Consider the following 26,717-nt stretch of genomic DNA (forward strand, 5'->3'; position numbering starts at 1 on the left):
GAAATGACGTGCCGCCACGCACAGTGGCTAATAGTGATAAAGAGAACAGCTAAGATAAACCGGCCACGGGCGCAGAAAACAGCAACCCGGCATCGACCCTAACCGCTACGTCCCGAACCCGCCCAACCCCGAGTGCGAACGCCCCCCGCCGCTAACCACTACTGAGCCCCAAACGCATGCACGAGCATCTCGACAAACGCTTTCACTCGTGCAGTCATCTGCAAGTGCTGCGGATACACCGCATAGATATCGGCGCCGGGCGTTCGATGCTCTGGTAACACCTGGACCAGGCGGCCGTCGGCAAGATACTCCGCTATGTCCCATTCCGCGCGCATCAGAATACCGTGGCCATCAAGCGCCCATTTCACAGCAATTTCGCCGTCGTTCGTGGTCAGGTTGCCGCGCACGCGCACCGTCTCTGTTTTCTCCGCTGCGCCCCGCCCGCTTATGAGCCGCCACACACCGTATCCGTCGTCGCCTTGTCGAATGCCAATGCAATTGTGCTGAGACAATTCGGCGGGGCTTCTTGGTATCCGCCGGTTAGCGAAATAGGAAGGAGCCGCACAGAGCAGGCGCCTGTTAGGTGCAATGCGCCGCGCGACGACGCGGGCATCGGGCGGTTCACCGAAACGCACGCAGACATCGAAGGTGTCATCGCTCAACGGCGGCGGGTCGACTGAAAGCTGAAGCTGCACATCCACTTCCGGGAAGGTGCGAACGAACTTCGAAATTAGCGGCGCAACGTGACCTCGTCCGAAGCCAAGCGTTGCATTGACTCTTAGCAAGCCCTTGGGAGCAGCTTGTGAACCGCCAAGCAACTGCGAGAGGTCGTCCATCTCGCTAAGGATTCGCCGTGCATGCGTCAGGTAAAGCTCACCCTCCGGCGTAAGGCTCATTCGGCGAGTCGTCCTGCTGACAAGCGGCACGCCGGCGCGTGCCTCCATCTGCGACAAATGCTTGCTTACCGCCGCGGTGCTCAAGCCCAGTTCGCGCGCGGCAGCAGTCAGGCTTCCGCTAGCCACCAAAACCGAGAAAAACCGCAGGTCTTCCGGCTGTATTAGTGAACGCATCAACTCACCCGATTATTAACTTGAAGTTAACAGCGGTTTGAGTCTAGCAGCATTCCCGGAGCCCGCTAAGGCTCTAGCATTGGCCACATGTCTACTATTGAGGAAGAGCACCGTGAAGACTTATCGCATCGCAACCATTCCGGGCGATGGAATCGGCAAGGAAGTCGTGCCAGCGGGAAAGCGCGTGCTTGAAGCGATCGCTGCGCGAAGCAACGACTTCGGTTTTGAGTTCGAAGACTTCGACTGGGGTGGCGACTATTACCGTCAGCATGGCGTCATGATGCCGGCCGATGGACTCGACGCGATTCGCGACAAGGACGCAATCCTCTTTGGCTCGGCCGGTGACCCGCACATTCCCGATCACGTGACGCTTTGGGGATTGCGTCTCAAGATTTGCCAGGGCTTCGACCAGTACGCGAATGTGCGCCCCACGCGCATCCTCCCTGGCATCGACGGCCCGCTCAAGCGCTGTTCTCCGAAGGACCTCGACTGGGTGATCGTCCGGGAGAACTCGGAGGGTGAGTATTCCGGCGTTGGCGGCCGTGCGCATCAGGGACATCCGATCGAGGTCGCAACCGATGTATCCATGATGACCCGGGCAGGCGTCGAGCGGATTCTTCGATTTGCATTTCGCCTTGCACAGTCGCGCCCCCGTAAGCTGCTTACGGTGATCACCAAAAGTAATGCGCAGCGTCACGCCATGGTGATGTGGGATGAAATTGCATTGGAAATATCGAAGGAGTTTCCGGACGTCACATGGGACAAGGAACTCGTCGATGCCGCCACTGCCCGCATGGTGAACCGCCCGGCCTCGCTCGATACCCTCGTTGCCACGAATCTTCACGCCGACATCCTGAGCGACCTTGCTGCGGCGCTTGCCGGCAGCCTTGGCATTGCACCGACCGCCAACCTCGACCCCGAGCGCCGCTATCCCTCGATGTTCGAGCCTATCCACGGTTCCGCCTTCGACATCATGGGGAAAGGTCTCGCCAATCCGATCGGCACATTCTGGTCAGTCGTGATGATGCTTGAACACCTCGGCGAGAGGGGCGCAGCGCGCGCGTTGATGACCGCGATCGAACGCGTTACGGGAGACCCGGCACTGCACACCGGCGACCTCGGTGGCAAGGCAACCACTGCGCAGGTTACCGAAGCCGTGTGCGCCCTGCTCGCGTCGAATTCCGCGGTGGTGTCCGAGGCCGCCTAAGAGATTGCCTGAGAGATTGCCAAGCATCTACGGCAATAAAAATAAAACAGATAGAGCGCCCGGGCAACCCTGTCACGGGCGACTAGCGGAGACTTGCATGACTAACGATTTACAAGCCCGGGTGGTTCGCAAGCTGACGTGGCGCGTCCTGCCCTTCGTGATGCCGCTTTATTTTGTCAGCTTCCTTGACCGGGTGAACGTCGGTTTTGCGGCCATTACCATGAACAAGGATCTGGGACTGACACCGACCATGTTCGGCCTCGGCGGCGGCATCTTCTTCCTGGGTTATTTCCTGTGCGAAGTGCCGTCGAACCTGATCCTTAACAAGGTGGGCGCGCGCATCTGGATTGCCCGCGTCATGGTGACATGGGGGCTTGTTTCGGCCGCGTCGGCGTTCGTCGTCGGGCCAAACTCGTTCTACTTGTTACGCTTCTTGCTAGGCGTGGCCGAAGCAGGTTTCTTCCCCGGCATCATCCTTTACCTGAGCCAATGGTTTCCGACGCGGCAACGGGCCGTTGCCGCCGCGGCATTCATGGCTGCTGCTCCGCTTTCGACCGCCATAGGCTCGCCAATCTCTGGAGCAATCATGCAGATGCCGGCCTTGGCGGGCCTCAGGGACTGGCAATGGCTCTTCATCATCGAGGCGATCCCGGCGGTGGTCCTAGGCCTGATCGTCTTGAGAGTCCTGACCGATTCTCCGGACAAAGCGAAGTGGCTTGCCGCCGATGAAAAAGCGTGGCTCATTGCGACGTTGCGTGAAGAAAGCCTAGGTCGCGAGTCGCAGGCGGGCCATGCATCGGGTGCGTTGAGCGCCCTTCGCGACTCGCGTGTGTGGGTGATGTCGCTGATTTACTTCGGCACCTCGGCGGGACTTTATACGCTTGGCTTGTGGGCGCCCTTGATCATCCGTCAGTTCGGTTTCAGCGCCCTCGGTACCGGCGCGTTGAACGCGATTCCAAGCGTCGTGGCTGTCCTGGCGATGGTGCTCTGGGCTCGGCACTCCGACCGCAGCGGCGAGCGCACCTGGCACGTTGTCATCCCTTGCGTAGTTGCGGGCGTCGGCCTCGCGTGGGCCGGCTCGACCGAAACTGCATTGGGTGTTGTCCTGGCGCTCGTGCTTGTCAACGTCGGCATCAGCGCCGCCAAGGCGCCGCTTTGGGCGATGCCCAGCACGTTCCTCTCCGGCGCGGGCGCTGCCGCCGGCATCGCGATGATCAATTCGATCGGCAATCTGGGCGGCTTCGTCGGGCCCTTTGCCATTGGCTGGTTGAAGTCGGTTACCGGCGGATATGCCGCCGGGCTTTACGTTGTTGCGGGAAGCCTGGCAGTGTCGGCACTGCTTACATTGATGATCGGTCGAAGGAGATACCAGGTGGCGCCGGCCGCCCACTAGCGCCGGTGCGTCGCGAGACGCGAACCGGCAATCCACGTCGATACTGCACGGTATCCGGTGCAGTGTTACTCTTTATGGGCAACGCTACAGGCTATACCCACGACACATTTCAAGGAGACACGTAATGTGGTTTGTCGGAAAAAGTGAGCTGCTTTCGCTAATCGAACGTCACTGTCTCGATGAGGTCATGCCCGCCTTCAGCGATCACCGGACCGTGCGAAAAAACGCAACCATCTACAGACCGGAAGACTTGAGCGACCATGTGTATTTGCTCAAGACCGGCAGTGTCCGGCTTTTCAGGCTGACCGAGGATGGACAGGAGATCACGCTTTCGTTCATCAAGGCGGGAATGCTGTTTGGCGACGGCGACGTCCTTAACGAAGCCAACTATTCGCATCATGCGCAGACGCTTGCACCAAGCATGATTTGCTACATCCGCAAGGCGGATTTCAAACAACTGCTTGCGCGCTACGACGTCATCAACCAGTTCGTTCTGAAAAGCCACTACCAGCGATGGCAGGAGGCGCAGCAGCTGATCGAAAACCTGTCATTGCACGACGTCCGCAAGCGTCTCACCAACATTCTCGCGATGTTCGCCAACCAGATAGGGATCGAATTCGACTACCTGGGCACCGGAGATGCCGTGCTCATCGACTTGTCGATCCCGCAAGACAAGCTCGCGGAGTTTATCGGCACCTCGCGTGAGTCGGTCAACCGGCACTTCAACGACCTCAAGGCCGAGGGGCTGACCGCCATCCATGAACGCAAGATCGTGCTGACGCCCCTCTTCGTCGCGAAATTCCTGCGACGAAAGATAGCGTCGGGACAGGCGGTTTTGTCGACGTCGTTCACCGCGCGTCCCGTCAACGGCCAGGTCGTCAAAGCGCCGCTAGCGCGCGTTTGACCGCCTCGACGCCGCTACGCGGACTAGACAGCACCGGCACGCGCAACTCGCCCAGCGCGGGGACAAGACGCGCCATGGAGACCTGTGCGAGCACCACGACATCGACCTGACCGGCGAGCTCGATAATCGTCCTTTTAAGAATCTCGTCGTGGAGTGCGCCGTCGCCGCTGAGTAGCGCCTCGAAAGCGCCTTCCGCGATCCGCTCGGTTACATCGACGGTCCGGCCGTGCTCTTCGGCCTTGCGGCGAATCAGGCGCACGGTCGGATCCAGTGTTGTCGATACGGTCGCTACCACGCCAATGCGCGAGCCGATCGCACTTGCCTCTTCCGCCATGGATTCGTCGATCTTGACGATTGGCGTGCGGATCAGGTCTCTTAGCGCGTCCGTCGCCTCGCCAACCGACGAGCATGCGTTGAGAATGATGTCCGCGCCCATTGCCTGCGCATTCGACATATAGCTATAGATGCGGCTGGCAACCTCGGGTGTCAGGTGGCCCGCTGCGCGGACATCGTTCAACAAACTATCGTCCATGATGTTGATGACCCGGGCGTCGGCAATCAACTCGCTTAGTTGATTCTTGATCGGCAGAACCGTTACCGGGCCAGTATGAATAACAGCTATGGTTGTCATGGTTTTCCATTCAATCGGTTAAAAACACGGATCATGCGGTTGCTGCCGCCATCACGCGTTCCTGGGTTGCCTGTTCACGCGTCATCTCGCCATTCAACCGCCCTTCACGCACAATCAAAATCCTGTCGCTGACCGCCAGCACTTCCAGCAGGTCCGACGAAATCACGATGATCCCGATGCCTTCTGAGGCCAGGCGCGCCAGCAGCGCGTGCACCTCCGCCTTCGCGCCAACGTCGATGCCGCGCGTGGGCTCGTCGACGATTAAAACCTTGGGATTGCGCGCCACCCACTTGGCAATCACGATCTTCTGTTGATTGCCCCCGCTAAGGTTGACGACTTTCTGTTCGGTGCCAGGCGTCTTGATGCCGAGGCTGCGTACAAATTGTTTGCAACTGGCCTCTTCTTTCGCGCGTTGTAGAAACTGGAAGGGTGAATAGCGCTTCAGATGGGTGAGGCTGAAATTTTCGCGTACGCTCATTCCGAGCACGAGTCCCTGCGCTTTCCTGTCCTCAGTCACAAAACCGATACCCTGTTCTATCGCGTCATGAGGGTTGCGGATCCTCACCTGCTTTCCCTCGACGACAATACTTCCCGTGCAGGGGCGCATGCCGAAGATCATCTCCATGATCTCCGTGCGCCCCGAACCGACCAGCCCCGCAACGCCAAGAATTTCGCCGCGATGTAACGTGAAACCGATGTTCCGGATCCTGGCTTCGGCACCCTTCGTGGCACGCAACGACAAATCGCGAACTTCCAGTACCGGTTCCTCACTTGTGTGTGAGATAGCCCCCGGATATAGCTCGCTCAACTCACGATCGACCATCATGCGAACCAGCGAATCGCGAGTGACTTCCGCGATTGGCGATGTGTTCACGGTACGGCCATCTCGAAGCACCGTCACATGATCGGCGAGTTCGAAAATCTCTTCCAGCCTGTGCGAGATGTAGACCACCGCAATCTTTCGATCGCGTAACCGTTTGATCAACCCCAGCAACGTGCGCGTCTCATGATGGCTAAGCGAAGCTGTCGGCTCGTCCATGATGATGACTTTCGACTGGTACGCAAGCGCCTTGGCGATCTCGATCATCTGTTGCTGCCCAACGCTCAATTCACTGACGCGCGTAGAAGGATCGAGGTCGAGCTCGATCATCTCAAGCATCTTTTTCGCCTCGCTGTTCATGCGTGCCCGGTCGAGCAGACCAACGCGATTGAGCGGCTCCCTGGCGAGAAAAAGATTTTCCGCGACGCTAAGGTTCTCAACGACTGAGAGTTCCTGATAAATAATGCCGATCCCAAGCGCGCGCGCATGGTTGCTGTCGCGCAGTGCGATCTCATTACCCTCGATAAGGATGCTGCCCCCCGGATCGGGGGTATAGACACCCGTCAGTATCTTCATCAGCGTGCTCTTGCCCGCCCCGTTCTCCCCGGCGAGCGCCAGCACCTCCCCTTGCCTGATCTGAAGGTTGACGCCGTCGAGCGCCTTGACGCCGGGGAATGTCTTGGAGATGTTTCGCATCTCCAGAAATGGCGATTCCATCACTTTCCCTTGGCTTCCTGCCCGGTTACTTGGTATAGCTTCCGACATTGTCTTTGGTCACGACCGTCACACCGGTATCGATGTCCTTGGGCGATGTGTCCGTCCCCTGGATCTGCGCGACCAGATGATCGACTGCAAGCGAGCCCATGGTTACCGGACGCTGAACCATGATCCCTTGAATAGAGCCGTCTTTAAGTGCCTTGAGGGTGTCGGGAAGATCGTCGAAGGCCAGGACTTCGAGCTTGCCCTTCATGGCGCCAAACTCTTTGGTATTGAGCACCTTCGACACAGCCGGCCCGCCGACCTGACTCACGCCGAAAATGCCCTTCAACTGCGGATGCGCGCGCAGCGTGGTCTCGACTACTGAAACGCCTTTAGCAAGATCGTCGTCGGTGCCCTGGGTTTCCACGATTTTTATACCCGGATATTTCGCCAGCCCTTTCTTGATTCCCGCAATGCGTTCGTTAAGGTTTACCGCGCCAAGCTGCCCGGTCACGATCGCGACTTCACCGGTTCCGCCAAGCGCCTTGCCCATCGTTTCGGCCATGGTCGCGCCAGCCGTTTCGTTGTTCGTGCCGATATACATCGAACGGCCGCTCTTGGGCGAGTCCGAGTCGTAAGTCAGCACCTTTATCCCGCTTTGTGCGGCGCGCTTCATCACGCTCTCGACCGACTTCGGTTCATTAACGGAAATGGCGATGCCGTCGACATGCCTGGAAATCAGGTCTTCAATGATTTGTACCTGCGTCGAGCCCTGCGTGTTTTGCGGCACCACCCATTGATACTTCACGCCTAGCTTGTCGGCGGATGTTTGCGCGCCTTTGTTGCAATCGTCGAAGAACGGCACAGCTACCTTCGGAATCACCGCGACGGAAATATCCTTCGCTTCCTTGGCGTGCGCCGATACGCCTAGCGATAAAGCAACCGCAGAGAATCCGATACTTAGTGCGCGGCGAAAATTCTTGTCCATTTTTGTCTCCATGTTTATTTGTCGTGGTGCAACAAGGTTAAGACGATGCGCGCATCAACGACCCTTTCGACGAACGCGCCAAATGTCGATGCTGACCGCAATCAGGATCACGCAGCCTGTAATGGCCTGCTGTGCGTACGTGTCGATATTCAGCAGCACAACGCCGTTAGTGATGATTCCCGCCAGAGCCGCGCCGATGATCGCGCCTTCGACACTGCCCGCTCCACCTGAGAGACTCGCGCCGCCGATGGCCGCTGCCGCAATGACATCGAGCTCGGCGCCGAACCCCGACGCAGGCTCTGCCGACACAAACCGCGAGAAGCTGACAATGCCCGCAATGGAAGCGATGAGTCCCGAGAGCGCGTAGACAATGAATTTCACGCGGAAGGTACGCACGCCGCTAAGCCGGGCTGCCATTTCGTTGCCGCCGGTGGCATAGACATGCCGGCCGAAACGGGTCTGGCGCATCAGCACGGAAAAACATATCGTCATGAAGATCATGATGACCACCGGGAACGGCACGAAGCCAATGTATCCCTGGCCGATGAAGGTGAAGCTGTCGGGTACATCGGGTGTTACCGGAACCCCTTTGGTGATCATGTACATCAAGCCGCGGCCAATGCTCAGCGTGCCGAGCGTCGCAATGAACGGCGGCAGCTGAATCCCGGTGATCAGAAATCCGTTGAAACAGCCGGCGGCGAGACCAACCGATAGCCCGGCAATCACGGCCGCAATAGGACCGGCCCCATGTTGAAAGACCAGCGCGGTAACCAGCGATGACAGGCCCATCACGGACCCAACCGACAGATCGATGCCGCCCGTGATGATGACAAGCATCATGCCGATCGACATGATTGCAATCAGCGAAAACGACCGGAACACACCCATCAGGTTGTTCGTGGTCAGGAAATATGGGGAGAAAATACTGATCAGGATTCCGACCAATAGCAATACCGATAGAACATTCAATTCGCGGATCTTGAGCCAGCTACGCAGCATGTCGGCAAGACGCACTGAATGTGGCTGAGGATCCTCTTTGGACGATATTGCGGTCACCGGTCTCTTCTCCGTTTAATTCTGGTTTAGGAGGATGCTAGGTGGCCGCGTTCATCAAGTCTGTGACGCGCGTCATACAACCGTATCGGGGTTGTCCCTGATCATTGTCTCCCAGGGACTATGAAGTTCGTCACAGAACTCATGCTTGGCCGTCGGTAATATCGGTTCCAAGGTCAAGACCCATTAATCGAACCAGGAGCACAACGTATGACGAAGCGAGTAATAGTGACCGGCGGCAGCGGGCTTGCGGGCAAATGGGTCGTCGAGGACTTGGTAGAACACGGCTACGAAGTGCTGAATCTCGACCGCGTGCCCATGGCGAAGCCGGTGGCCCGTACATTGATTACCGATCTGACCGACGCGGGACAGGTATTCAACGCGATGGCGTCCAGTACTACGCCCAGGGAATTCGACGACGATCTCGAGCCCAAGCCCATTGATGCGATCGTTCATTTCGCTGCCATTCCGCGCATTCTGGTCACCACCGACAATGAGGTGTTCCGGATCAACGTGATGGCGACCTACAACGTGCTCGACGCTGCCTCGAAGCTTGGCATCAAGAAGGTAATCGTCGCCTCCAGCGAGACAACGTATGGAATAGTGTTCGCTCACCGGCATCGGGATCCTCAATATTTCCCGCTGGACGAGCAGTATCCTGTCGACCCCATGGACAGCTATGCCATGTCCAAGGTGATCAACGAAGTCACGGCCAAGGCGTTTCATGCGCGTACGGGCGCGGATATTTATTGCTTCCGCATTGGCAACGTACTTGATCCGGTTGATTATCAAAAATTCCCGGGATGGCTGAAGGACCCTGGATCGCGCAAGCGGATCGCGTGGAGCTATATCGATGGACGCGATCTGGCAACCGCTTGCCGGCTCGGCATTGAAAAGGACGGGCTCGGCTTCGAGGTGATGAACGTCGCTGCGGACGATGTGTCCTCCGATCTGCCGACAGCGGAGTTGTTGAAACGGTTTTATCCAGGCGTGCCTGTAAAGAAGCAACTTGGACAGTTCGAGACCTTGCTGAGTAACGAGAAACTGAAAAAGCTGCTCGGCTGGCAGCAGCAGTATCGATGGAGGGAGCAAGCACCGCGGTAGTTCATCTTCGCTGAGGGTGGCCTGGGCGCCATCCTCAGTTCTATCCGCAAGACAGTGATTCAGGCGCTTGAGAAGCTATACCTCCAAGACCGCGCACGCTAGTGAAACGCCACCCAAGCCAGCGACAACGAGAACGTTCCCAGCACGATCGACGCACCGCGGAGCATATGAGCCTGACTGATCCACATCAGCCGGCCGCTGCCAAGCGCCGCACCGAACGCGACCCAGACGAGGCCAATCGGAACTAGCAGGGTCGCGAAGATAGCCATCGTTTCGAAATAGGCGGGCAAGTTCGCGAACGCAATTGCCGGGAAAATCGTGCCGGCAAACAGGATCGCTTTGGGATTGAACAAGGTCGCGACAAACAGCGTGCGCAGGCCGATTGCCTGTTGCGCTGACGTTGCGGGCAAGACCGCTGTACGCCACATCCGGATCGCGAGGTACGCGATAAAGATGCTGCTCGCGATACGCACGAGCGTCGGCAGCCATGTCAGCGAATGTGCTGCCTGTGAGAGGAAATGCCCCCAAACCGTAATAGAGACGACGTAGCCGGCCAGCTCAGCGCCAGTGAGCCGCGCCGAGCGCATGACACCGTCCCTTAGGCCCGCCGCGGCGAGCAACGTATTGGTCGGGCCCGGCATGATCAGCACGATGACAGTACCGAGCACGAACAGCGCTGCGCTGGAAATTGAAAGCATGAATTGGCGGATGGGAAGACTGGAGCAGTATGCTTTTTATCACACGCAGATTGCACCGGACCGCACGCAAAATAAATACGCTCCGACAATGACGCCCGGATGGCCGCTTGAAGAACGGCTAATCCTGCTGGATGCCTTTGATCGCTGCTCGCCGGCCTCCTCCTGGCGCGGCGTCATTCATATCAACGATTCCCGCCTATCCGTTCTGACCCGGTCAATGCTTCTTGTGGGTGGTGGCGAGCGCGTCGTACACCCGTTACGGTCTATACACCGTGCCCGTACGATTAGGCGGTCTTACGACCGAACTCTCGGTTGTTCTCGTGCCGTTGCTTCTCATGCTGCTGATTATGCCGTCTGAGCCTTTGGAGAGGCCAGCGGCGGCTCTCAGGTCATTGCTGGGGGGCATGGCGCCTGGCGTCGCCGTGCCAGCACTGTTGACGCCAGGAACAAGCATCCCGTTCTCACCGGCGGTCGTGCCCCCTGTCTGCGCGTAGGCCGCGCCTGACATACCGACTGACACCCCGCCTGACATCCCGATAACCAAGACTGACATCAACATCTTCTTTGTCGCGACTTTCATTGCACACTCCATGAAAACCTTAAATGCTTTGCGCATCCGATGCATTTATTCCTACCGAGAGGCGAAGACGCATCAGGACTCATTCCACTTAATAAGAGTCTTGGCGAATAGCCACGTTCCCGAATAATTGTCACTTAAGTTTACAGCTTCACGGCTTACTGCCGCTCCCGTACATTTACACGGGAAATGATATGGCAAGATATTTGCCAGGCCAGGCATCCGATGTAAATACACTGCTTCGTAACTACTCAGTCGACCAGGAATAGCCGACTAATAGCCGACGCATGCCGCTAAGTTTGCGCCGTTTCCGCCTAAACCTGACTGAAAACCCCTTTAGCCGCGACTAGTTGCCCTGTGCGCGTTTTCCCTTGGATTCCGCAAGGATCATTCCACTGTACTATCGAATAAGCGTTAGGCGCACCCTCTACGCCTGAGGAGCGTCAACGTTTCCGAGAACGCAAATAAACCCCAGGGAGACGCACATGACGAAGCCCGAGCACAGCGATCCGTTCAGTCAGTTTTCCGCGATGTTTCAGCAATACAAGCTTCCCGGTTTCGACGTCCAGGCAATCCTCGATGCACGCAGAAAAGACGTCGAAGCGCTCGCCGCCGCGAACCGCGTCGCGTTCGGCGGCATGGAAGCGCTTCGAGATAAACAGATCGAAATCCTGCGCCGGGCGCTCAATGATTTCCAGGGCATCGCGCAGCAGTTCTCCGGCTCTCCGAAAGAAGCCTCGGCCAATTCGACCGAGGTCGTTCAAAAGGCACTGCATCAAGCGCTTGCCGACATGCAGGAGATTGCCCAGAAAACGCAGCAGGCTCACACCGAGGCGTATGCGATTGTGACGAAGCGAATTGAAGAGGCGGCCAAGGAGTTGAAGTCGTCGCTGGAACAACCGAAGCCGTAGCCGTTCCGGGCGTCCGTCCTGCCCGTGCCGAGACAATCGGCTCGGGCAGCACTACATCAACCGGCAACGCTCCAGTTCTTCCGATAACGCATCGGCGCTGACAAACTTGTATCCGTGAAGGCCCGCATTGATCGCCCCAGCCACGTTAGCGTTTGTGTCGTCGATGAAAAGCGTGTCTGCCGCACCAACGCCCAGTTGTTCAAGGCAGCGAAGATAGGCTTGCGCCGCCGGCTTCGCTGCGCCGAACGAGGCGGATGCGTAGACGTGAGAACCGAAGATCTGAGCGACTGCAGGATTCAGATAGCCGATATGGTCGGTAACCAGACGGCAATTGTTGGTCAGCACCGCAATCCGATTGCGCTCGGCCACTCTCGCGGCGAGCGCGAGCACTTCCGCGTACGGCGTGATAGACGCGCGGCGAGCAGCCAGCCAGTCATTGCGGTTGATGCGGCAGCTTAGAAGATCACCCAATTCGCTCAGATACTCGTCGTCGCTGATCTGGCCTGCGTCGGCACGTGCTTCAAGCCCGGATCCCCAGATGGCATGACGCACGGTTTCGGGCGCCTGACCCGATACGGCCGACAAGTGGTCGACTCGAGCGTCGCGGTCATAGTGAGACAGTACGCCCTCCATGTCGAACAGAACCAGCGTGATGGATGCTGTCATGCTGTCGGCCTCGCGTCGAAAGCTTCCAGAAAAGGAAGAACCCATCCGGCGATGTGCCTTCCTTCGGACCGTCGGCAAACAAGTCGCGCCCGCGGCTGAATTTCAGCATAACCAAAAAAAATTCAGGACCGGACGGACCGATACGCATCGCTGCGTCCGCGCTTGCTCAGCACCAACTGCCACAACTGGCCTTGGCCCGATCGGAAAAATCCGGCGGACGACAAGAGGAAGTACTTCCACATCCGATAGAATCGTTCGTCATACTGAGCCTTCAGTCGCGGCCATGCTTCGTCGAATTTGGCAGACCAGGCCATTAACGTCTTATCGTAGTCCCGTCCGAAATTATGCCAGTCTTCAATAAGAAAGCGCCCTTCCAGAGAAGCCGCTATTTGTTTGGCCGAGGGTAAATGGCCATTCGGAAAGATATATTTATCGATCCAGGCATCCGTCTTCTTTTCTGTCACGAAGTTACCAATCGTGTGCAATAAGAACAAGCCATCCGGGCGCAACAGATCCCTCACAATATTGAAGTAAATATCGTAGTTTTTCGGCCCGACATGCTCGAACATTCCGACTGAAACGATTTTGTCGAATTGTCCCGTGAGATCCCGATAGTCAGTGAGCTCAATCGTCACGGGTAAGCCGGCGCATCGTTGCTGCGCCAGCTTCTGCTGTTCCTTGGAAACGGTAATGCCCACGACCTCGACACCGTATTCCGTTGCAGCGTATCGGGCCAGGCCGCCCCAGCCGCAGCCAATATCCAGCAGACGTTCGCCGGGCTTGAGCTGCAGTTTTCGGCATATCAACTGAAGCTTGTGCAGTTGGGCTTCTTCGAGTGTCTGAGCCTGTTCCCAATAGCCGCACGAATACATCATGTGCGAGTCCAGCATGCTTTCAAAGATGTCATTGCCAATATCATAATGGCGCTCACCCACTTGAAATGCGCGACCCCTGCTTTGCGCGTTTAGTAGTTTTTGACGCGCCATTTCAACAACGAATCTGATCCGTGCCGGGCCGACCACGGTTTGTTCAAGGTCAGTACTCGCTATCCGATGAAAAAATCCGTCCAGTTGTTCGCAATCCCAGTCGCCGTCCATATACGACTCGCCAATTCCCAACTCCCACGTAGAGAACATCTTCCGGAAGAATGCTTTATCGAGGACCTGAATGTCCCAGGGCGCTGGGCCATTGACTTGAACGCCTGCATGCTCAAGTAACTGCGTGATAATTTTGGGTGCGGCGCGTCTAGGTTTAGGAGAGGCTGTGTCCGGGAGGACGGCTTCATTGCGATTCGTGTTGATCGTCACCATTGCCTCTTGACCGAAAGGGTTGTAGCGCACTGTAACGCAAAAGGGGCCGGTGTCAGAATTGGAGTGCTTACAGCCAGTAAGCACTGCCCTTACGCATTGCTTGCGGACAGCCGCCTTCGAACCGCCCCGGAAATGACGGTCAAGCTCTGAACATCACGACCGCAGCCGCTACGCCCGCAAGGTCGACCAGAATGACCGGGATGACGCTCACACGGCCTTGCAAGTAAGCGCCCAAAGCCCAAAGTCCGGCGACGATCACACCGGTCAACCCCAGCTCCGTCGAATATGAAAGTTCTTCCGCATACCATAGATAACCCGCCGTTGCACCCATCATCAGGGCAAATTGCACGGCCGCAAATATCGCAGCACTGCTGGCAGGCGGCTCTCCGTACAACTGCCTCGCCGCCTCCAGGTCGAACGTTGGCGCAGAAGGCTCAGCCTGAAGGTCCGCACTGGAGTCGGAAGGCCGCCAGCCCGGAGGCTTGAGCCAGATGCGCCACTTGTCTGTCCACGACCTCGCTTGACGCGTTGCCTGCACGAGCGACCAGTATTCCGCGAAGATTGCCCAGCCCGGATCCCAACTTCGCAGGGGCGTCCTCGTTCCATAGACGCAAGGCTCCTCTTCCTCCGCAAAAGTCCCGAACATCCGGTCCCAGATCACGAACATGCCGCCGTAATTTTTGTTGAGGTACTGGTCGTTGACCGCGTGATGCACACGATGGTTGGAAGGCGAAGAAAACACGCGGTCGAACCAGCCGAGTTTTCCGACGTGTTCAGTGTGAATCCAGAATTGATACACGAGGACAATGAGTCCGGCAACGCCGAACTGCTCGGGCGGCACGCCTATCACCGCAATGGGCAGGTAGAAGATCCAGCCAATGAGCGCGACGGTACTTTCTTGCCTCAAGGCGGTCGAGAAATTGAAGTGCTGGCTTTGATGATGGACGACATGGGCGGCCCACATGACAGCGCACTCATGCCCCGCGCGATGCAACCAATAGTCGAAGAAATCGAACAGGACGATGGCGATCAGCCAGCCGTACCAGGTGTCCCAGAACCTGACGTCAGGGGTTGGCGTCAGCGCATTGAACACAAGGGCATACAAGCCAATTTGAAAGAGCTGCGTGACCAGCGCCAGCAACTGACTTATCAGGCCTTGGCTGAGACTGCTCAGCGCATCGTTCAGCCGATAGGTATTGCGTTGCCTGAACCAGCCGTAAGCAAACTCGGCGCCGATCAGAACAACGAAAACAGGAAGTATGAAAACGATGATCTTGTCCATTCACAATCTCGGCAATGTGGTCTCGGCTATACGAAGCGTCCAGCTTCACGCAGCCAATGGTTCAACGGCAGCGGGAACAGGCGGTCAAGCCGGCCGAGCTTGCCGGTGTGCCGGGTAAGGATTGGGAATCTGGCAGACCTGCCCGTTCGGCGTGGCCGCTGCGAATCAGTCATGGTCCTCAGCAGCGCCCCCGTGGAACGCCGCCGCGATAGCTAATCATCGATTGTCTGGAATCGTACAGAATCTACGCAACCCCTGCTTGCTAACCGCTGGCATAGCCTGCAAACGCCGGTATTTCGCTGTGGACAAAACCACAAAGCCGCGTCAATTGTGCCAATGCTTCACTTACCAAATGCTTACATGGCGTTTGTTTGATCTGGCTTCGTCAATGCTCGCGGTGGCCAGGTAAAGCAAAACGATGAATAATTCGAATTACTTTACGACGGCTAATGGTCCCCCGGCGCGGCTTCGGTCGGGTTCGAGGGATCCGAGCGTTACCGAGCACGTGAGTACGTGTCGTCGATCTCCATATAATCTGGATTACTTATCATTTAAATCAATCGGGTGGAAGCGCATGGTGCGTCCGGACTACCGGGATTGGATAGAGTAAACTACCTGCCCTCTGTGCGCAAAGACACCTGAGCAGGGCAAATTTTCTTGATGAAGAATGTGGCGATGTTATTCTGACCGTACAGCCCAATAAAAGATAAAACGAGGTGCCTGATTCTATTAGCCATACGAACGAGACAACTCAACTCTAAGGACCGAACCGATGAGTGGCGGCGATTGTTCGTCGTGCGCCCTGACGCGTCCCGGCCTGATCATTTGTTCAATACCTGTTACCAACGTGTGTGATATACAACCGGCAATACGAGCTGCCGTCCAGACACTGCGGCACTTTCACTTAAAAGGTTATTCCATTTTTAATTCGTTAAGCAGCGTGTTCAATCTCAAATAAATAACCCAAATGATTGGGAGTTCAGCATGTTGCGAAAAGTAATCGACCGGGCAAGACTGATCCGACGCAGCGAGGGGTTCAAGCGCTCCTTGGCCACGCCGAGCCGGGTTTCCCTCCACGCCACGCAGCGCTTGAACAAAGGAGTGTTCGCCATCGAGATCCAGGAGAATTCCGGTTTTTTCTCGGTGATGCAGATGATCTTGTTTATCTTGATGTATTGCGAGGAGAAACGCCTGACACCGCGCATTTCCGCACGAGGTGGCATATACGGCGATCCGTTGGGGGAAATGGACTGGTTCTCAGCCTGTTTTGAGACTGTTCGGACACCGCCAGAGGCAACGTCAGCGCAAAAAGTAAGAACATCGACAGTTCGCGATCTGGTTCAGCTGGGCCTTCGGCAGCGGTATGAAGCCCGGCTGCAACTCAAGTCTGCGAGCGAACTCTTCCTGTCGCATTATCGACCGGCCGCGCATATCGCAGACGAAGTCAGCTCGATCTGCAAGAGGCTGGAAATCAGCAAGTCAACCCTCGGCGTCCATTTCCGAGGCACCGATAAAAAACTGGAAGCCATCCCGGTTTCCTGGGAAAATTTTTGCCGGCTGGTGGAATCCGTGCTGGCCGAAAACCCGAATTTAAACAATATTTTTGTATCGAGCGACGAACAGGCATTTATCGATTTTTTTATCGCGTGGCCATTCGGGAAGCCAGTCAAGGCAGCGCCTGCGAAATTACTCGCACGCGGTGGCGTGCCCGTCCATTTCAGCGGCTATCCAGGACTCGAAATCGGGCGTGAAGCGCTGGTTTCAAGCTTGCTGCTTTCAAATTGCGGATTGCTTGTGAAAACGCCATCTTACTTGTCGGCCTGGTCCAAAATATTCGATCCGTCACTTCCGGTGAGGCTCGCGTCGCCCCCGCGACCGGACGCGTTCTGGTTTCCCGACAGCCGGCTGTGGGATGAGCAGGAACGACAGAGCAAAGCTGCCGAATTGTCGCCAGTGTCTTGAGGCGTTCGCGCGACCGGTCAAACACTCGGACATTGTCCGCAGATCTGTTCAAACTGACGAGCTCAGGCACAGTATCCGACGCCAACCGGCCACTGCGCCAAGCGGCAATCCGGATCGAAGCCCTTCCGCGTGCAGACAGCACCGCCGCGATCCGGGTGAGAACTTAACAAGCTCTCGCTACCACGGTAGTCGGATCATCTCGACGGACAGTTCAACGTTTTCACATGCATATTCTGACAGGGATAACTGGGTGGAAGCCTCGGCGCTTCGCTGGAACGCGATGCATACAAGCTACTTCCCGCCGCTGGGTCGGCGCACCCTGCCACCGCCCCGAATAAAACCAAAGTGACGATCAGACGGCCCAGGGTAGAAGATGTTGTCGCCATGAGTTGACCTTTGAGGTGATGCGTCGACCGATTGCCGCGTTGTCTTCCGTGGAAGACTCGTGATGCGGTCAAAACAAAATTCTTTATTAAGTTATCCAGAGTGATTAGAAAGAAGCCAACTTCTACGGTCATCAGTAAACGCTGATGTTGGAAACGTCGTAGTGTCGAAGTCGGCGGCAAACTGAATCTTCTAAAATCTGCTTGAGAGCGATAAACCGGACTACGCGTCGATCTCGTATCGGTTTCTATTATTGGATCTCGCACCCGGATGCGACGTGACGCGAAAATGACGTTTCCGTCATCTGCAAAGCACTCGTCGCGAATGGAGCGATGCCTGCACCGATAGAACCGACGACCACTACGTGAGAGTCCAGCGCCGCCGCTACACGCTTGACGAATTCTTAATGACCGTTTTGCCGGGTGCGACCACATGACAAAAACGTAATTTTGTCGCCATTTTTGCGTCCGTATTGTCAAGCTAAGCTGCGGTAGCCTGGAGATTGAACTCACAGGCTGCACTTCATCAAATTAAATACGCAATGCGGATACTGATCATCGAGGACGAGCCGAAGATGTCGTCCTATCTTCGAAAAGGGTTGACCGAAGCGAGCTTCACGGTCGATACCGCCACGGATGGGAAAGACGGCCTCTTCCTCGCGCTGCATGAAGCGTTCGACCTGATTGTGCTCGACGTGATGCTCCCGGAGCTGAGCGGGCTCGACGTGCTCAAGCGCTTGCGAATGGAGAAGAACACGCCGGTGCTATTGCTCACCGCACGAGACACGGTCGAAGACAAGGTGGTCGGTTTCGAATTGGGCGCAGACGATTACCTGTCCAAACCTTTTGCCTACGTCGAATTTCTCGCGCGGATTCGCTCGCTCATTCGCCGGGCACCGCGCGCGATGCGCGATGTCCTGACCGTAGGCGATCTCGAAGTCGATCTGGTCAGGCGAAGGAGCCGGCGCGCAAACGCTCGCATCGATCTCACCGCGCAAGAATTCGCTCTGTTGCAACTCCTTGCCGAGCGGCAGGGCGAGGTGCTGACACGAACATTCGTGACTTCGCAGATCTGGGATATGAACTTCGACAGCGATACGAATGTGGTCGATGTAGCCGTCAAACGGCTTCGCGCGAAAATTGACAACGGCTTCGAGAAGAAATTGCTGCATACCGTTCGCGGCATGGGTTATGTCCTCGAGGACCGGTCGTGACTGCCGCCAGGCCCTATTCGCTGCTCAAGCGTCTGACAGCCGCCCTTGCGATCGTCGCCCTGCTGGCGTTTGCGCTGGTGGGCGGGTTCTTGTACGACTCTCTCGCGCGCGAACTTCAAAGGCGCGACGACATCGAGATCGGTGAAAAGCTCGATCAGTTCCTGCAGCAAGCTCGCAACTTCGGTTCAACACAAGTGCTGGTTCAACACAGCGTCGTGTTCCACGAAGTTCTGCAGTCGCATCCTGCGATATTCCTCGCCCTCTCCGACCGGCGCGGCGATATGCTGGTGCGGCATTCAATCGCGCCGGCTCGCGAGCTGAACTCTGTCGGGCCGGGGCGCCACTATCAACATACGGCGTATTCGTGCAATCCGCCTACCATCGGATCCTCACGCTGCATCTACGCCGACGAAACCTTGCCGTCAGGGGAAACCATTCGCATCCTGCTGGCGCATGTGGCCTCTGAGCGGCACTCGCTGCTCAAGAGCTATCAGGAAGACATCTGGCTCGCGATAGCGGCCGGTGCGATCCTGATGGGTGCGCTGGGTTATGCCATAGCGAGGCAGGGCCTTTCGCCCGTCAAGACCATTGGCCGTCAAACGTCCAGCATTGAAGCGCATCGCTTGAACGAGCGGCTCGACATAGCCGCCGGGCCGGTCGAACTGCTGGAGATTGCCACATCGGTCAACCGCATGCTTGATCGTCTTGAGCGGGCGTTTATGCGCCTCTCTCAGTTTTCGTCGGATCTGGCGCACGATATGCGAACGCCGCTGGCGAACGTGATCAGTTCGTCGCAGGTTACGCTGTCGCGCACGCGGACGGTTGAAGACTACGAGATTCTCATCGAGTCAAATATTGAAGAGTGCGAACGCCTTCAGCGCATGATCGAGAACATGTTGTTCCTCGCGCGGACCGACAATTCAAAGCAACACCTGAAGCTTAGCGAAGTTGATTGCCAACTTGAACTCACCAGACTGACCTCGTATTTTCAAGGCATAGCCGAGGGAGCGGGCGTCCGCTTCGTCATCAATGGGGATACCAGGATCCTGGCGGACCCGCTGATGTTTCGACGAGCAGTCAGCAACTTGCTGTCGAATGCCCTCGACCACGCCACCGTGGGATCAGACGTCGAACTGCGCACGTACCAGTCGGAGGGATACGTAATCGTCGAGGTCACGAACAAGGGCCAGCCTATTCCGCCTGAGTACGTCGAGAAGATCTTCGATCGGTTTTATCGGCTCAATGCATCGAGACAAGGATCGGCAAAAAACACGGGCTTGGGCCTCGCGATTGTGAAATCCATCATGGAATCGCATCGGGGCAAAGTCGACGTCATGAGCCAACGCGACAACACAACCTTCGCGTTGTATTTTCCGCGCCTCGCCTGACGTCGGCATTTATTGCAACGGTTTTTGAGCGACGACAGTTGGGAACATACGCGCGCGGTCATCGATAAACCTGATATCGACAAAACCCGCATCCCCGAGTTGCGCCATGGTTTGCGCGTGCGTACGAAAAGCGCTCCATTTCGCTTCAATGACGCGTACGAACATCAGGTGCTGAAGCGCCAGCGACTCATGGTCGATTTCTGTCAGATTCCACGGCGACTCTTCGGACAGAGCTGGCGGCGGTGTCAGGAAGCTGGTGACCAGCGTGCCCCCTGGTTTCAGCTTGTTGAAGAACGCGCGATACAGGGCTGTCACGCGGGCATTGTCCGGTTCGTAGATATTTAGACCGTTGCTCGCCAGTACGTCAAACTCGTTGCCCGGTCCGGAAATCCAGGCGTCCTCGCAGCGCAGCGACAAGCGATCGGCTAGCCCGCGTTCTTTCGCCAGCGCCAGGGCGCCATTCAACGCCGCTTGATCGAGGTCGATGCCTGTCAAGGTGATATCGGACTGTCCCTCATAGTCGAGCAGCAGTAGTTCACCCATCAACCCACAGGGAATCGATACCAGTGCAAGCCCCGGTTTGAGCAGGGCTTGTAGCTGTTGACGAAAGATTCCAAAACGTTCCCGGGTTGCCAGTACGGCGGGCAACCTCTCGAATACCCGGACCTCGAGCGGGGACATTGAGCCCGCCGGTTCGGCACTTTGCCGGTAGTTCACCAACTGGTGCGTCCAATACGCATTCAGACCACGATTCTCAAGCAGGAATCGACCGAGTTCGAAAGCGGATAACTGCTCCAGCAAGCTGACTTGCTGGTCAACGGTTGCACCCGGAAGATCACCTGCCTCGCGCAACCGTGCCTTGATGGCGTGCAGCAGATCTTCCCAGCCATTTTGCGAGTCGGCACCGTGAGAAATCAGTCGATTGTGACTAGTGTTTGAGGTTTGGGATTCAGAGGGGGTTTTCATTCTTCGCCTGCGGCTAAGGGGGTTATCTCGTCGATTTTATTCGAATGCAGGGTCTATCGGCACGCGATATCCAACTGCAAGGCGATTAGTCTCATTCGCCATGCCGACGACGGCAAGCAATTCCCCGAACATCTCGTCGGTCATGCCTGCGCGACGGGCGGCTGCCGTGTGGCTCGCCACACAATATGCGCAGTTGTTGGTCACGCTGACCGCAACGTAGAGCAGCTCCTTGATCAGCGGATCCAGTGCTCCTGGCGCCATGATGTCCTTGAGGCTATGCCACGTGCGTTCCAGTGTCGGAGGGTGGTTCGCGATGAATTTCCAGAAGTTGCTGACGTCGTCCACTTGGCGGGTGCGCATAATATCGTCGTACACCGCACGGACCGCGGGTGCGCCTTGGTCATACTCGACCGGACCTGGATAGCTCATGTGTTTCTCCTCGATAGCGGCACGATTTTGCCTCTGAATATTACGCCTCCCAACGAGCGGAGCGTGCCGAAAGCGAGCTGTGTCGTCGCCTGATACCTGCCCATTCATCGACAGCTCTTGACTACCTCTTATCGACGTGACGATTCCGTGGCCAGCGCGGCGTTCGCGCGCTGCAGCCACTCCCGGTTGTGTTCCCTGGCGTGACGCGGCCAGTGTTTGGCATCGTGAGCAATTTCCGCATACAAGCTGCTGGCCCGTCGGTGATCTGCTTGATCCGTTTGCCCGGCTAGCCAGTCTGCGAACAAGCACCGGGGTGCGGCGTCGCTGGCGCACGCCAGGGCCTGCTCGAAGGCCGCTTGCGTGCCGGGCGCCTGAAGTGCAGCCAGGGTGCGCGCATAGAGCAAGGCCGGTTCGGGTTGCTGACGCGCCCGCGGATTGGCAGCGAACAGGCTGGACAAGGTAGCGTCGGCTGCGGCGTGGCGACCGACAGCGAACTGTGCCCGTGCCAGGCCGAGCAGCAGCGCCGGGTCAGTGGCGAAGGGGCCGTTCGCAGCAGCCTGATAGTGCTCGAGCGCTTCGCCGGCATTGCCGGTCTCCAGCAGGGCTGCACCCAGGCGCATGCGATGCTCGACGGTGGGCGCGCGGTCGAAGTCGGAGCGCGCCTCGCGTATGACACGATTGGGGTCGACCAGTTGAGTGAGGGCCCGCGTGGCCACGCGCGCGCCGCGCGACTGGCGCAGGCTTGGCAGGTAGATGGCGAAGAAATACACGACGCTTCCCAGCATCGGGAAAGCGAACAAAAGCAGAAGCCAGTATATGTTCTGGCGGCTACGTACCGCATGCACGGCAAAGTAGATCGCAACAATTACGTGAAGACCGATTCCCAGATATGGCATGTGTATTCGCTTTTGAGGGCTCAGAGTTATGCGGCGAGTCCGCATCCTTTGTGTTCCTCATATACAGAATAGTACGCGTCCAGCGAATAATAAAGTTGCCCCCGGCTCAATGTCCAGGTCGTGGGATGAAACCTTTCATGGGCGGGGGCACATGCGCTCCGCAGGGCTGCGGGCTAACAGCGCTTGAGCTTGATGACCCGCGATATCTGCCGGATGGTGAAACCTGTATTCCGGGCATAAGGCTCGCAATCCAGAGGCGCAGTCAGCGATTCGGCGACAGCATAGTCACCCTCGTATCGCAGGCGATCCGTCGCTTGCTCGATGAACACAGGGATGGAGCCGCCCTGCCTTGCAAGCGTTCTTCCCGCTGCCCGGGCCGAGCTGCTACTGTTGCAGATAATCACTTCAGGCGCTTGAGGATTCAGATCTGGCCGCAGGCAGGCGGCTACAATTTTTCCTTTGCTAGCCGGTAAAAACGCTTGCTTATTGCCCCCGCACACCGCGTGAATGTATTCGCGCGAATACTCTTTTCCTAATTCGAACATGCTATCTCCAGCAACGTATACGACACACTCCCACTACAACCTCGAACGATAGCGGAACGTGCGTAAAAAATAGATCAAATCTATTGCTGCGGAGATAAACGGCCCGTATGTATGGGTTCTTGTGGTCCTGGCTATATGTGCGGGTCAGGCAGCCGCGTGGTCAGTGGTGACGGGAAAATCTGGTGTGTCTTGGGTAGGAGGTGGGCGGGCTCATTCAGGTCGATATGAGCCGATGCCGGGAAGCAGGGTTGGGATCGTCGATATAGACTCGTCTTGTCGAGGCGACCGCCTGGAGTTCGGCCCTCTGCAGTCGTTCGGGATACTTAGTGGTTGCTCTGCTACGAATGTCCGTTGACAAGAAAATCGAATGCGTCTTCTCGACCCTCAAGAGACCTTCAGATTTCCCGAAAGCGGCCGTTCTACGATAAAGATCGAAGCCTATTTGATTAAAATCCGCTGGGGTGAAATGACAAATCTAGTGTTTGCGCGACGAGGAGGAAAGAGAGATGCCCAATCGCACGCCGAAAGCTGCGCGGTTTGCTGAGGTATTCTTCGGCGGCTTAGCCTTGGTTCAGACCTCAGTTTGTTCGGCCATCTCAAGTGCATCGTCGACTTCAATGCCGAGATATCGGACTGTGCTTTCAAGTTTGGAATGGCCAAGTAACAACTGGACCGCCCTCAGGTTCTTTGTGCGCCGGTAGATCAGCGATGCCTTTGTCCGACGCATGGTATGGGTTCCGTACGCCGTGTCGTCGAGACCAATTGATGCGATCCAGCGATGCACGAGGCGAGCGTATTGACGCGTTGAAAGGTGCGGCGACCCGTGAATCCTGCTCGGGAACAGAAAGTCCGACTGCGACAGTCCGGCGGTCCTGATCCACGCGTCCGCGCTATCCCGGGTCTGCCCGGTAAGTTCGAACTGGACCGGACGCTGCGTTTTCTGCGTAAGCGGTGAATTGAGCACACATGGCATCTTGGGTGCGGACGGAGCAGGATGTGTCCACTGAAATCAGTGGACACCTTCCATGACACAGAACTATTCAGATTTGGATTTTTTGCCACTCAAGGTTGCCAGCGTTGGGCGGGACGGCAAACGACGTTTTGACAAACGGGACAGGAAGAGGTTGATCGAGGCTTGCCTGCAACCCGGAGTATCGGTAGCTGGCATGGCGCTGAGGGCCGGCGTGAACGCGAATTTGCTGCGCCGGTGGATCTGCGAGCACCAGAAGGAACACCGCGACACGAGCGTGACGCCGGTGTCAGAGAACGCGGCGGCGTTTGTTCCGGTCGTCGAGAGCGCTGGCGCCAAAGCGCAACCTCAGTTACCCAGGTTAGCGCCGCCGCACCGCGAAGCGCCTCCTGTAGCGCAGCGCCCGGCGGCACCGTCACGGTTGACGGTGGAAATGCCCAACGGCATCACGCTCAGACTCGAGTGCGGTGCCCAGGACGCGACGTTGGTGTCGGCGATGATAGAAACGCTTGGACGCAGTGATGTTCCGACTGGACGCTGAACTGCGGGTCTACCTGCACCGCGACGCGGTCGATTTTAGAAACGGGATTAATGGTCTCGTTATTCTGGTCGAGCAGTCCATGCAGCTTGACCCATTTGCCCGTGTGGTCTTCGCCTTCCGTAACAAACGGGCAAATCGCATCAAGCTGCTGTTCTATGAGCGCTCGGGTTTCTGGCTGATGATGAAACGGCTTGAGGCTGACTGTTTTGTCTGGCCACGCCGACAGCAGGCGGTGATGGAACTCACGACCGAACAGCTTCACTGGCTACTCGAAGGCATCGACATCGACGCGGTGCGTCGTCACCCTTCGAGGCAGTACCGACACGTGAGCTGAACGTTCGGTAGCAGCGCGCCGGGCGTAGTGCGCGCGACGCCCGGCGCGATTGTTACACTTTGACGTAAACCCATTCGTTGTGCCGCTTCGCTATCGTGGTGCACATGAATACCGACGCCCGCTCCCCGTCCGCTGAGGACGATCTCAAACAGCTCTCGCCCGATGAGCTGATCGCGCGCATTCTCGAGCTTCAGTCCAATAACCAGCAACTTGCGCAACGCATCGGGCAACTCGAGGAGTTGTTCCGTCTGGCGCAGCTCAAGCGCTTCGCCCCGAGCAGCGAGAAACTCAAGGATCGGGTGTTCGATGAAGCCGAGCAGATCGCCGCGACCGAACCCGGTGACGATGATTCGGATGACGTATTCGCGCTCCCCGATACGGGACTGCCGGAGGTTGATAAATCCGAGCACGGTAAGCGGGGACGCAAGCCGCTGCCGGCCGAGCTGCCGCGCCGGCGCATCGAGTACGATCTACCCGATGAGCAGAAGATCTGTGCGTGCTGCCAGAACACGTTGCACCGCATGGGCGAACAGACGAGCGAGCAGTTGCACATCGAGATCAAGGTGCTGGTGCTGCAACATGTGCGCTTCAAATACGCGTGCCGCCACTGCGAGCGCAACGCCGAACGCACGCCGATGGTAATCGCGCCGATGCCCGTGCAACCGTTGCCGGGTAGCAGCGCGAGCGCGGCGATGATTGCGACGGTGACAACCGGCAAATATGTTGACGGCACGCCGCTGTACCGGATGGAACACGTGCTGGCCCGTGCGGGGATTGCGGTGAGCCGTGGCACGCTGGCGAACTGGATCATCAGGCCTGCCGAGATGCACTACAGCCGACTGTACGAAGCGATGCGCCAAACACTGTTGTCGCAGCCGCTGATTCACGGCGACGAGACGACGGTGCAGGTGCTCAAGGAAGAAGGCAAGACGCCACAAAGCACGAGTTATATGTGGACGTACAGAAGCGCCGGGGACAGCGAGCAGCCGGTGGTGCTGTTCGACTACCAGCCGGGGCGCGGGCAGCAATACCCGCAAGCGTTTCTCGCTGGTTACGAAGGCATGCTGATGACTGACGGATACAGTGCTTGGCGAACGCTCAAAGGTGCCACTCACTTCGGCTGTATCGCCCATTCACGGCGCTTGTTCGTTGACGCGCACAAGGGACAGAAGAAGAAAACGGGTGGTCGTGCGCTGCAGGCGCTTGAGTACTTCAAGGCGCTGTATCAGGTCGAGACCTTGGCCCGGGCAGAACTGCCCGATGGCGAGGCGCAAGCCGACTACACCTACCGGCTGCGGCAGCAACACAGCGTGCCGTTGCTAGAAGCGTTCAAGGCTTGGCTGGACACACAGGCGCTCCAAGTGCTGCCTGAAAGCTTGTTGGGCAAGGCGATCAGCTACACGAGAAACCAATGGAAATATTTAAGCCGCTACGTGATCGATGGGCGTGCCCCCGTGGATAACAACATTCTGGAAAGAGATATCAGGCCATTTGCAACATCGAGAAATTCATGGCTCTTCTCTGACACAGTTGCGGGCGCGAAGGCGAGCGCCATTGTCTATAGCCTCGTGCTGACGTGCCGGGCCTGCAACGTCGAGCCCTATGCGTATCTGCATCATGTGCTCACCGAGATGCCACAACGGGCATCGGACGCTGACATCAGCGACCTGCTGCCTTTTAACTTCGCCAAACGAGTGCCGCTCGCTACAACCCATCCGTGAAGCATCCCGATCTGGGATCCAATCCGCGCTCTCCACGAGCTCCGGCATAAGTCGA

At 57.4% G+C, this 26,717-nt stretch carries 24 protein-coding genes and 1 pseudogene; 11 read left to right on the forward strand and 14 right to left on the reverse strand.

The features are described from left to right. Positions 1-158 precede the first annotated feature (158 nt). On the reverse strand, positions 159-1,070 hold the full coding sequence (locus M0D69_RS33685) for a LysR family transcriptional regulator (protein ID WP_301786160.1): 912 nt from the start codon (positions 1,068-1,070) through the stop codon (positions 159-161). A gap of 112 nt (positions 1,071-1,182) precedes the next feature. On the opposite strand from M0D69_RS33685, the gene M0D69_RS33690 reads away from it, so the two are divergent. The 3 genes from M0D69_RS33690 to M0D69_RS33700 all read left to right on the forward strand — a co-directional run bounded on the left by M0D69_RS33690 (position 1,183) and on the right by M0D69_RS33700 (position 4,574). After that, positions 1,183-2,277, forward strand: a complete 1,095-nt coding sequence (locus tag M0D69_RS33690) for a tartrate dehydrogenase (RefSeq protein ID WP_301786161.1) — start codon at positions 1,183-1,185, stop codon at positions 2,275-2,277. A gap of 97 nt (positions 2,278-2,374) precedes the next feature. Then, a complete protein-coding gene (locus M0D69_RS33695) occupies positions 2,375-3,670 on the forward strand; it encodes an MFS transporter (protein ID WP_301786162.1) in 1,296 nt (431 codons plus the stop codon). 124 nt (positions 3,671-3,794) lie between these two features. After that, a complete protein-coding gene (locus tag M0D69_RS33700) occupies positions 3,795-4,574 on the forward strand; it encodes a Crp/Fnr family transcriptional regulator (RefSeq protein WP_301786163.1) in 780 nt (259 codons plus the stop codon). Here M0D69_RS33700 and M0D69_RS33705 read toward each other — a convergent pair. Genes M0D69_RS33705 through M0D69_RS33720 form a run of 4 tightly spaced genes read right to left on the reverse strand, consistent with a single transcriptional unit; the run spans position 4,549 to position 8,768 of the window. Beyond that, the gene (locus tag M0D69_RS33705) at positions 4,549-5,205 is read right to left on the reverse strand and encodes an aspartate/glutamate racemase family protein (protein ID WP_301786164.1); all 657 of its coding nucleotides are present in this window, start codon (positions 5,203-5,205) and stop codon (positions 4,549-4,551) included. The two genes, M0D69_RS33700 and M0D69_RS33705, sit on opposite strands and share 26 nt — an antisense overlap. A gap of 31 nt (positions 5,206-5,236) precedes the next feature. After that, positions 5,237-6,742 (reverse strand): sugar ABC transporter ATP-binding protein, encoded by a 1,506-nt coding sequence (locus tag M0D69_RS33710; protein WP_301786165.1) that lies wholly within the window; start codon positions 6,740-6,742, stop codon positions 5,237-5,239. 25 nt (positions 6,743-6,767) lie between these two features. Then, positions 6,768-7,712, reverse strand: coding sequence for a sugar-binding protein (locus M0D69_RS33715; RefSeq protein ID WP_301786166.1), 945 nt, complete (start codon positions 7,710-7,712; stop codon positions 6,768-6,770). A gap of 54 nt (positions 7,713-7,766) precedes the next feature. Continuing rightward, the gene (locus tag M0D69_RS33720; RefSeq protein ID WP_301786167.1) at positions 7,767-8,768 is read right to left on the reverse strand and encodes an ABC transporter permease; all 1,002 of its coding nucleotides are present in this window, start codon (positions 8,766-8,768) and stop codon (positions 7,767-7,769) included. Positions 8,769-8,975: 207 nt separating this feature from the next. Between M0D69_RS33720 and M0D69_RS33725 the strand changes: the two genes are divergently transcribed. After that, positions 8,976-9,869: an NAD(P)-dependent oxidoreductase gene (locus M0D69_RS33725; protein ID WP_301786168.1), complete on the forward strand. Its 894-nt coding sequence runs from the start codon at positions 8,976-8,978 to the stop codon at positions 9,867-9,869. Between the two features lie 98 nt (positions 9,870-9,967). Here M0D69_RS33725 and M0D69_RS33730 read toward each other — a convergent pair whose 3' ends face one another. After that, positions 9,968-10,567: a LysE family translocator gene (locus tag M0D69_RS33730; protein ID WP_301786169.1), complete on the reverse strand. Its 600-nt coding sequence runs from the start codon at positions 10,565-10,567 to the stop codon at positions 9,968-9,970. A gap of 1,062 nt (positions 10,568-11,629) precedes the next feature. On the opposite strand from M0D69_RS33730, the gene M0D69_RS33735 reads away from it, so the two are divergent. Further along, positions 11,630-12,055 (forward strand): phasin family protein, encoded by a 426-nt coding sequence (locus tag M0D69_RS33735; protein ID WP_301786170.1) that lies wholly within the window; start codon positions 11,630-11,632, stop codon positions 12,053-12,055. Positions 12,056-12,106: 51 nt separating this feature from the next. Here the strand turns inward: M0D69_RS33735 and M0D69_RS33740 are convergent, their stop codons facing one another. The 3 genes from M0D69_RS33740 to M0D69_RS33750 form a co-directional block, all read right to left on the reverse strand. Beyond that, a complete protein-coding gene (locus M0D69_RS33740) occupies positions 12,107-12,721 on the reverse strand; it encodes an HAD family phosphatase (protein ID WP_301786171.1) in 615 nt (204 codons plus the stop codon). Positions 12,722-12,843: 122 nt separating this feature from the next. Further along, positions 12,844-14,031, reverse strand: coding sequence for a cyclopropane fatty acyl phospholipid synthase (cfa, locus tag M0D69_RS33745; protein WP_301786172.1), 1,188 nt, complete (start codon positions 14,029-14,031; stop codon positions 12,844-12,846). Positions 14,032-14,170: 139 nt separating this feature from the next. After that, positions 14,171-15,313 (reverse strand): sterol desaturase family protein, encoded by a 1,143-nt coding sequence (locus M0D69_RS33750; RefSeq protein WP_301786173.1) that lies wholly within the window; start codon positions 15,311-15,313, stop codon positions 14,171-14,173. A 984-nt stretch (positions 15,314-16,297) separates the two neighbouring features. Here M0D69_RS33750 and M0D69_RS33755 point away from each other — a divergent pair. From M0D69_RS33755 to M0D69_RS33765, 3 genes are all read left to right on the forward strand, one after another. Then, positions 16,298-17,275 (forward strand): hypothetical protein, encoded by a 978-nt coding sequence (locus M0D69_RS33755; protein WP_301786174.1) that lies wholly within the window; start codon positions 16,298-16,300, stop codon positions 17,273-17,275. A gap of 925 nt (positions 17,276-18,200) precedes the next feature. Further along, complete coding sequence (locus tag M0D69_RS33760; protein WP_301786175.1) at positions 18,201-18,872, forward strand: heavy metal response regulator transcription factor; 672 nt, start codon at positions 18,201-18,203, stop codon at positions 18,870-18,872. Further along, positions 18,869-20,260 (forward strand): heavy metal sensor histidine kinase, encoded by a 1,392-nt coding sequence (locus M0D69_RS33765; RefSeq protein ID WP_301786176.1) that lies wholly within the window; start codon positions 18,869-18,871, stop codon positions 20,258-20,260. The genes M0D69_RS33760 and M0D69_RS33765 overlap by 4 nt, the downstream gene beginning before the upstream one ends. 9 nt (positions 20,261-20,269) lie before the next feature. Here M0D69_RS33765 and M0D69_RS33770 read toward each other — a convergent pair whose 3' ends face one another. From M0D69_RS33770 to M0D69_RS33790, 5 genes and pseudogenes are all read right to left on the reverse strand, one after another. Beyond that, positions 20,270-21,226, reverse strand: coding sequence for a cyclopropane-fatty-acyl-phospholipid synthase family protein (locus M0D69_RS33770; protein WP_301786177.1), 957 nt, complete (start codon positions 21,224-21,226; stop codon positions 20,270-20,272). Positions 21,227-21,262: 36 nt separating this feature from the next. Then, the gene (locus M0D69_RS33775) at positions 21,263-21,655 is read right to left on the reverse strand and encodes a carboxymuconolactone decarboxylase family protein (RefSeq protein WP_301786178.1); all 393 of its coding nucleotides are present in this window, start codon (positions 21,653-21,655) and stop codon (positions 21,263-21,265) included. 128 nt (positions 21,656-21,783) lie between these two features. After that, complete coding sequence (locus tag M0D69_RS33780) at positions 21,784-22,551, reverse strand: tetratricopeptide repeat protein (RefSeq protein ID WP_301786179.1); 768 nt, start codon at positions 22,549-22,551, stop codon at positions 21,784-21,786. A 173-nt stretch (positions 22,552-22,724) separates the two neighbouring features. Continuing rightward, positions 22,725-23,096: a hypothetical protein gene (locus M0D69_RS33785; RefSeq protein WP_301786180.1), complete on the reverse strand. Its 372-nt coding sequence runs from the start codon at positions 23,094-23,096 to the stop codon at positions 22,725-22,727. A gap of 571 nt (positions 23,097-23,667) precedes the next feature. Further along, positions 23,668-24,039 (reverse strand): annotated as a pseudogene (locus M0D69_RS33790) (tyrosine-type recombinase/integrase); the annotation flags it as partial. Positions 24,040-24,121: 82 nt separating this feature from the next. On the opposite strand from M0D69_RS33790, the gene M0D69_RS33795 reads away from it, so the two are divergent. From M0D69_RS33795 to M0D69_RS33805, 3 genes are all read left to right on the forward strand, one after another. Then, positions 24,122-24,607: a transposase gene (locus tag M0D69_RS33795; protein WP_301786181.1), complete on the forward strand. Its 486-nt coding sequence runs from the start codon at positions 24,122-24,124 to the stop codon at positions 24,605-24,607. After that, a complete protein-coding gene (gene tnpB / locus M0D69_RS33800) occupies positions 24,588-24,941 on the forward strand; it encodes an IS66 family insertion sequence element accessory protein TnpB (protein ID WP_301786182.1) in 354 nt (117 codons plus the stop codon). The genes M0D69_RS33795 and tnpB overlap by 20 nt, the downstream gene beginning before the upstream one ends. A gap of 104 nt (positions 24,942-25,045) precedes the next feature. Further along, positions 25,046-26,662 (forward strand): IS66 family transposase, encoded by a 1,617-nt coding sequence (locus M0D69_RS33805; protein WP_301786183.1) that lies wholly within the window; start codon positions 25,046-25,048, stop codon positions 26,660-26,662. Positions 26,663-26,717: the final 55 nt, after the last annotated feature.

The sequence above is a fragment of the Caballeronia sp. SEWSISQ10-4 2 genome (assembly GCF_030464885.1).
In the GTDB taxonomy this organism is placed as follows: domain Bacteria; phylum Pseudomonadota; class Gammaproteobacteria; order Burkholderiales; family Burkholderiaceae; genus Caballeronia.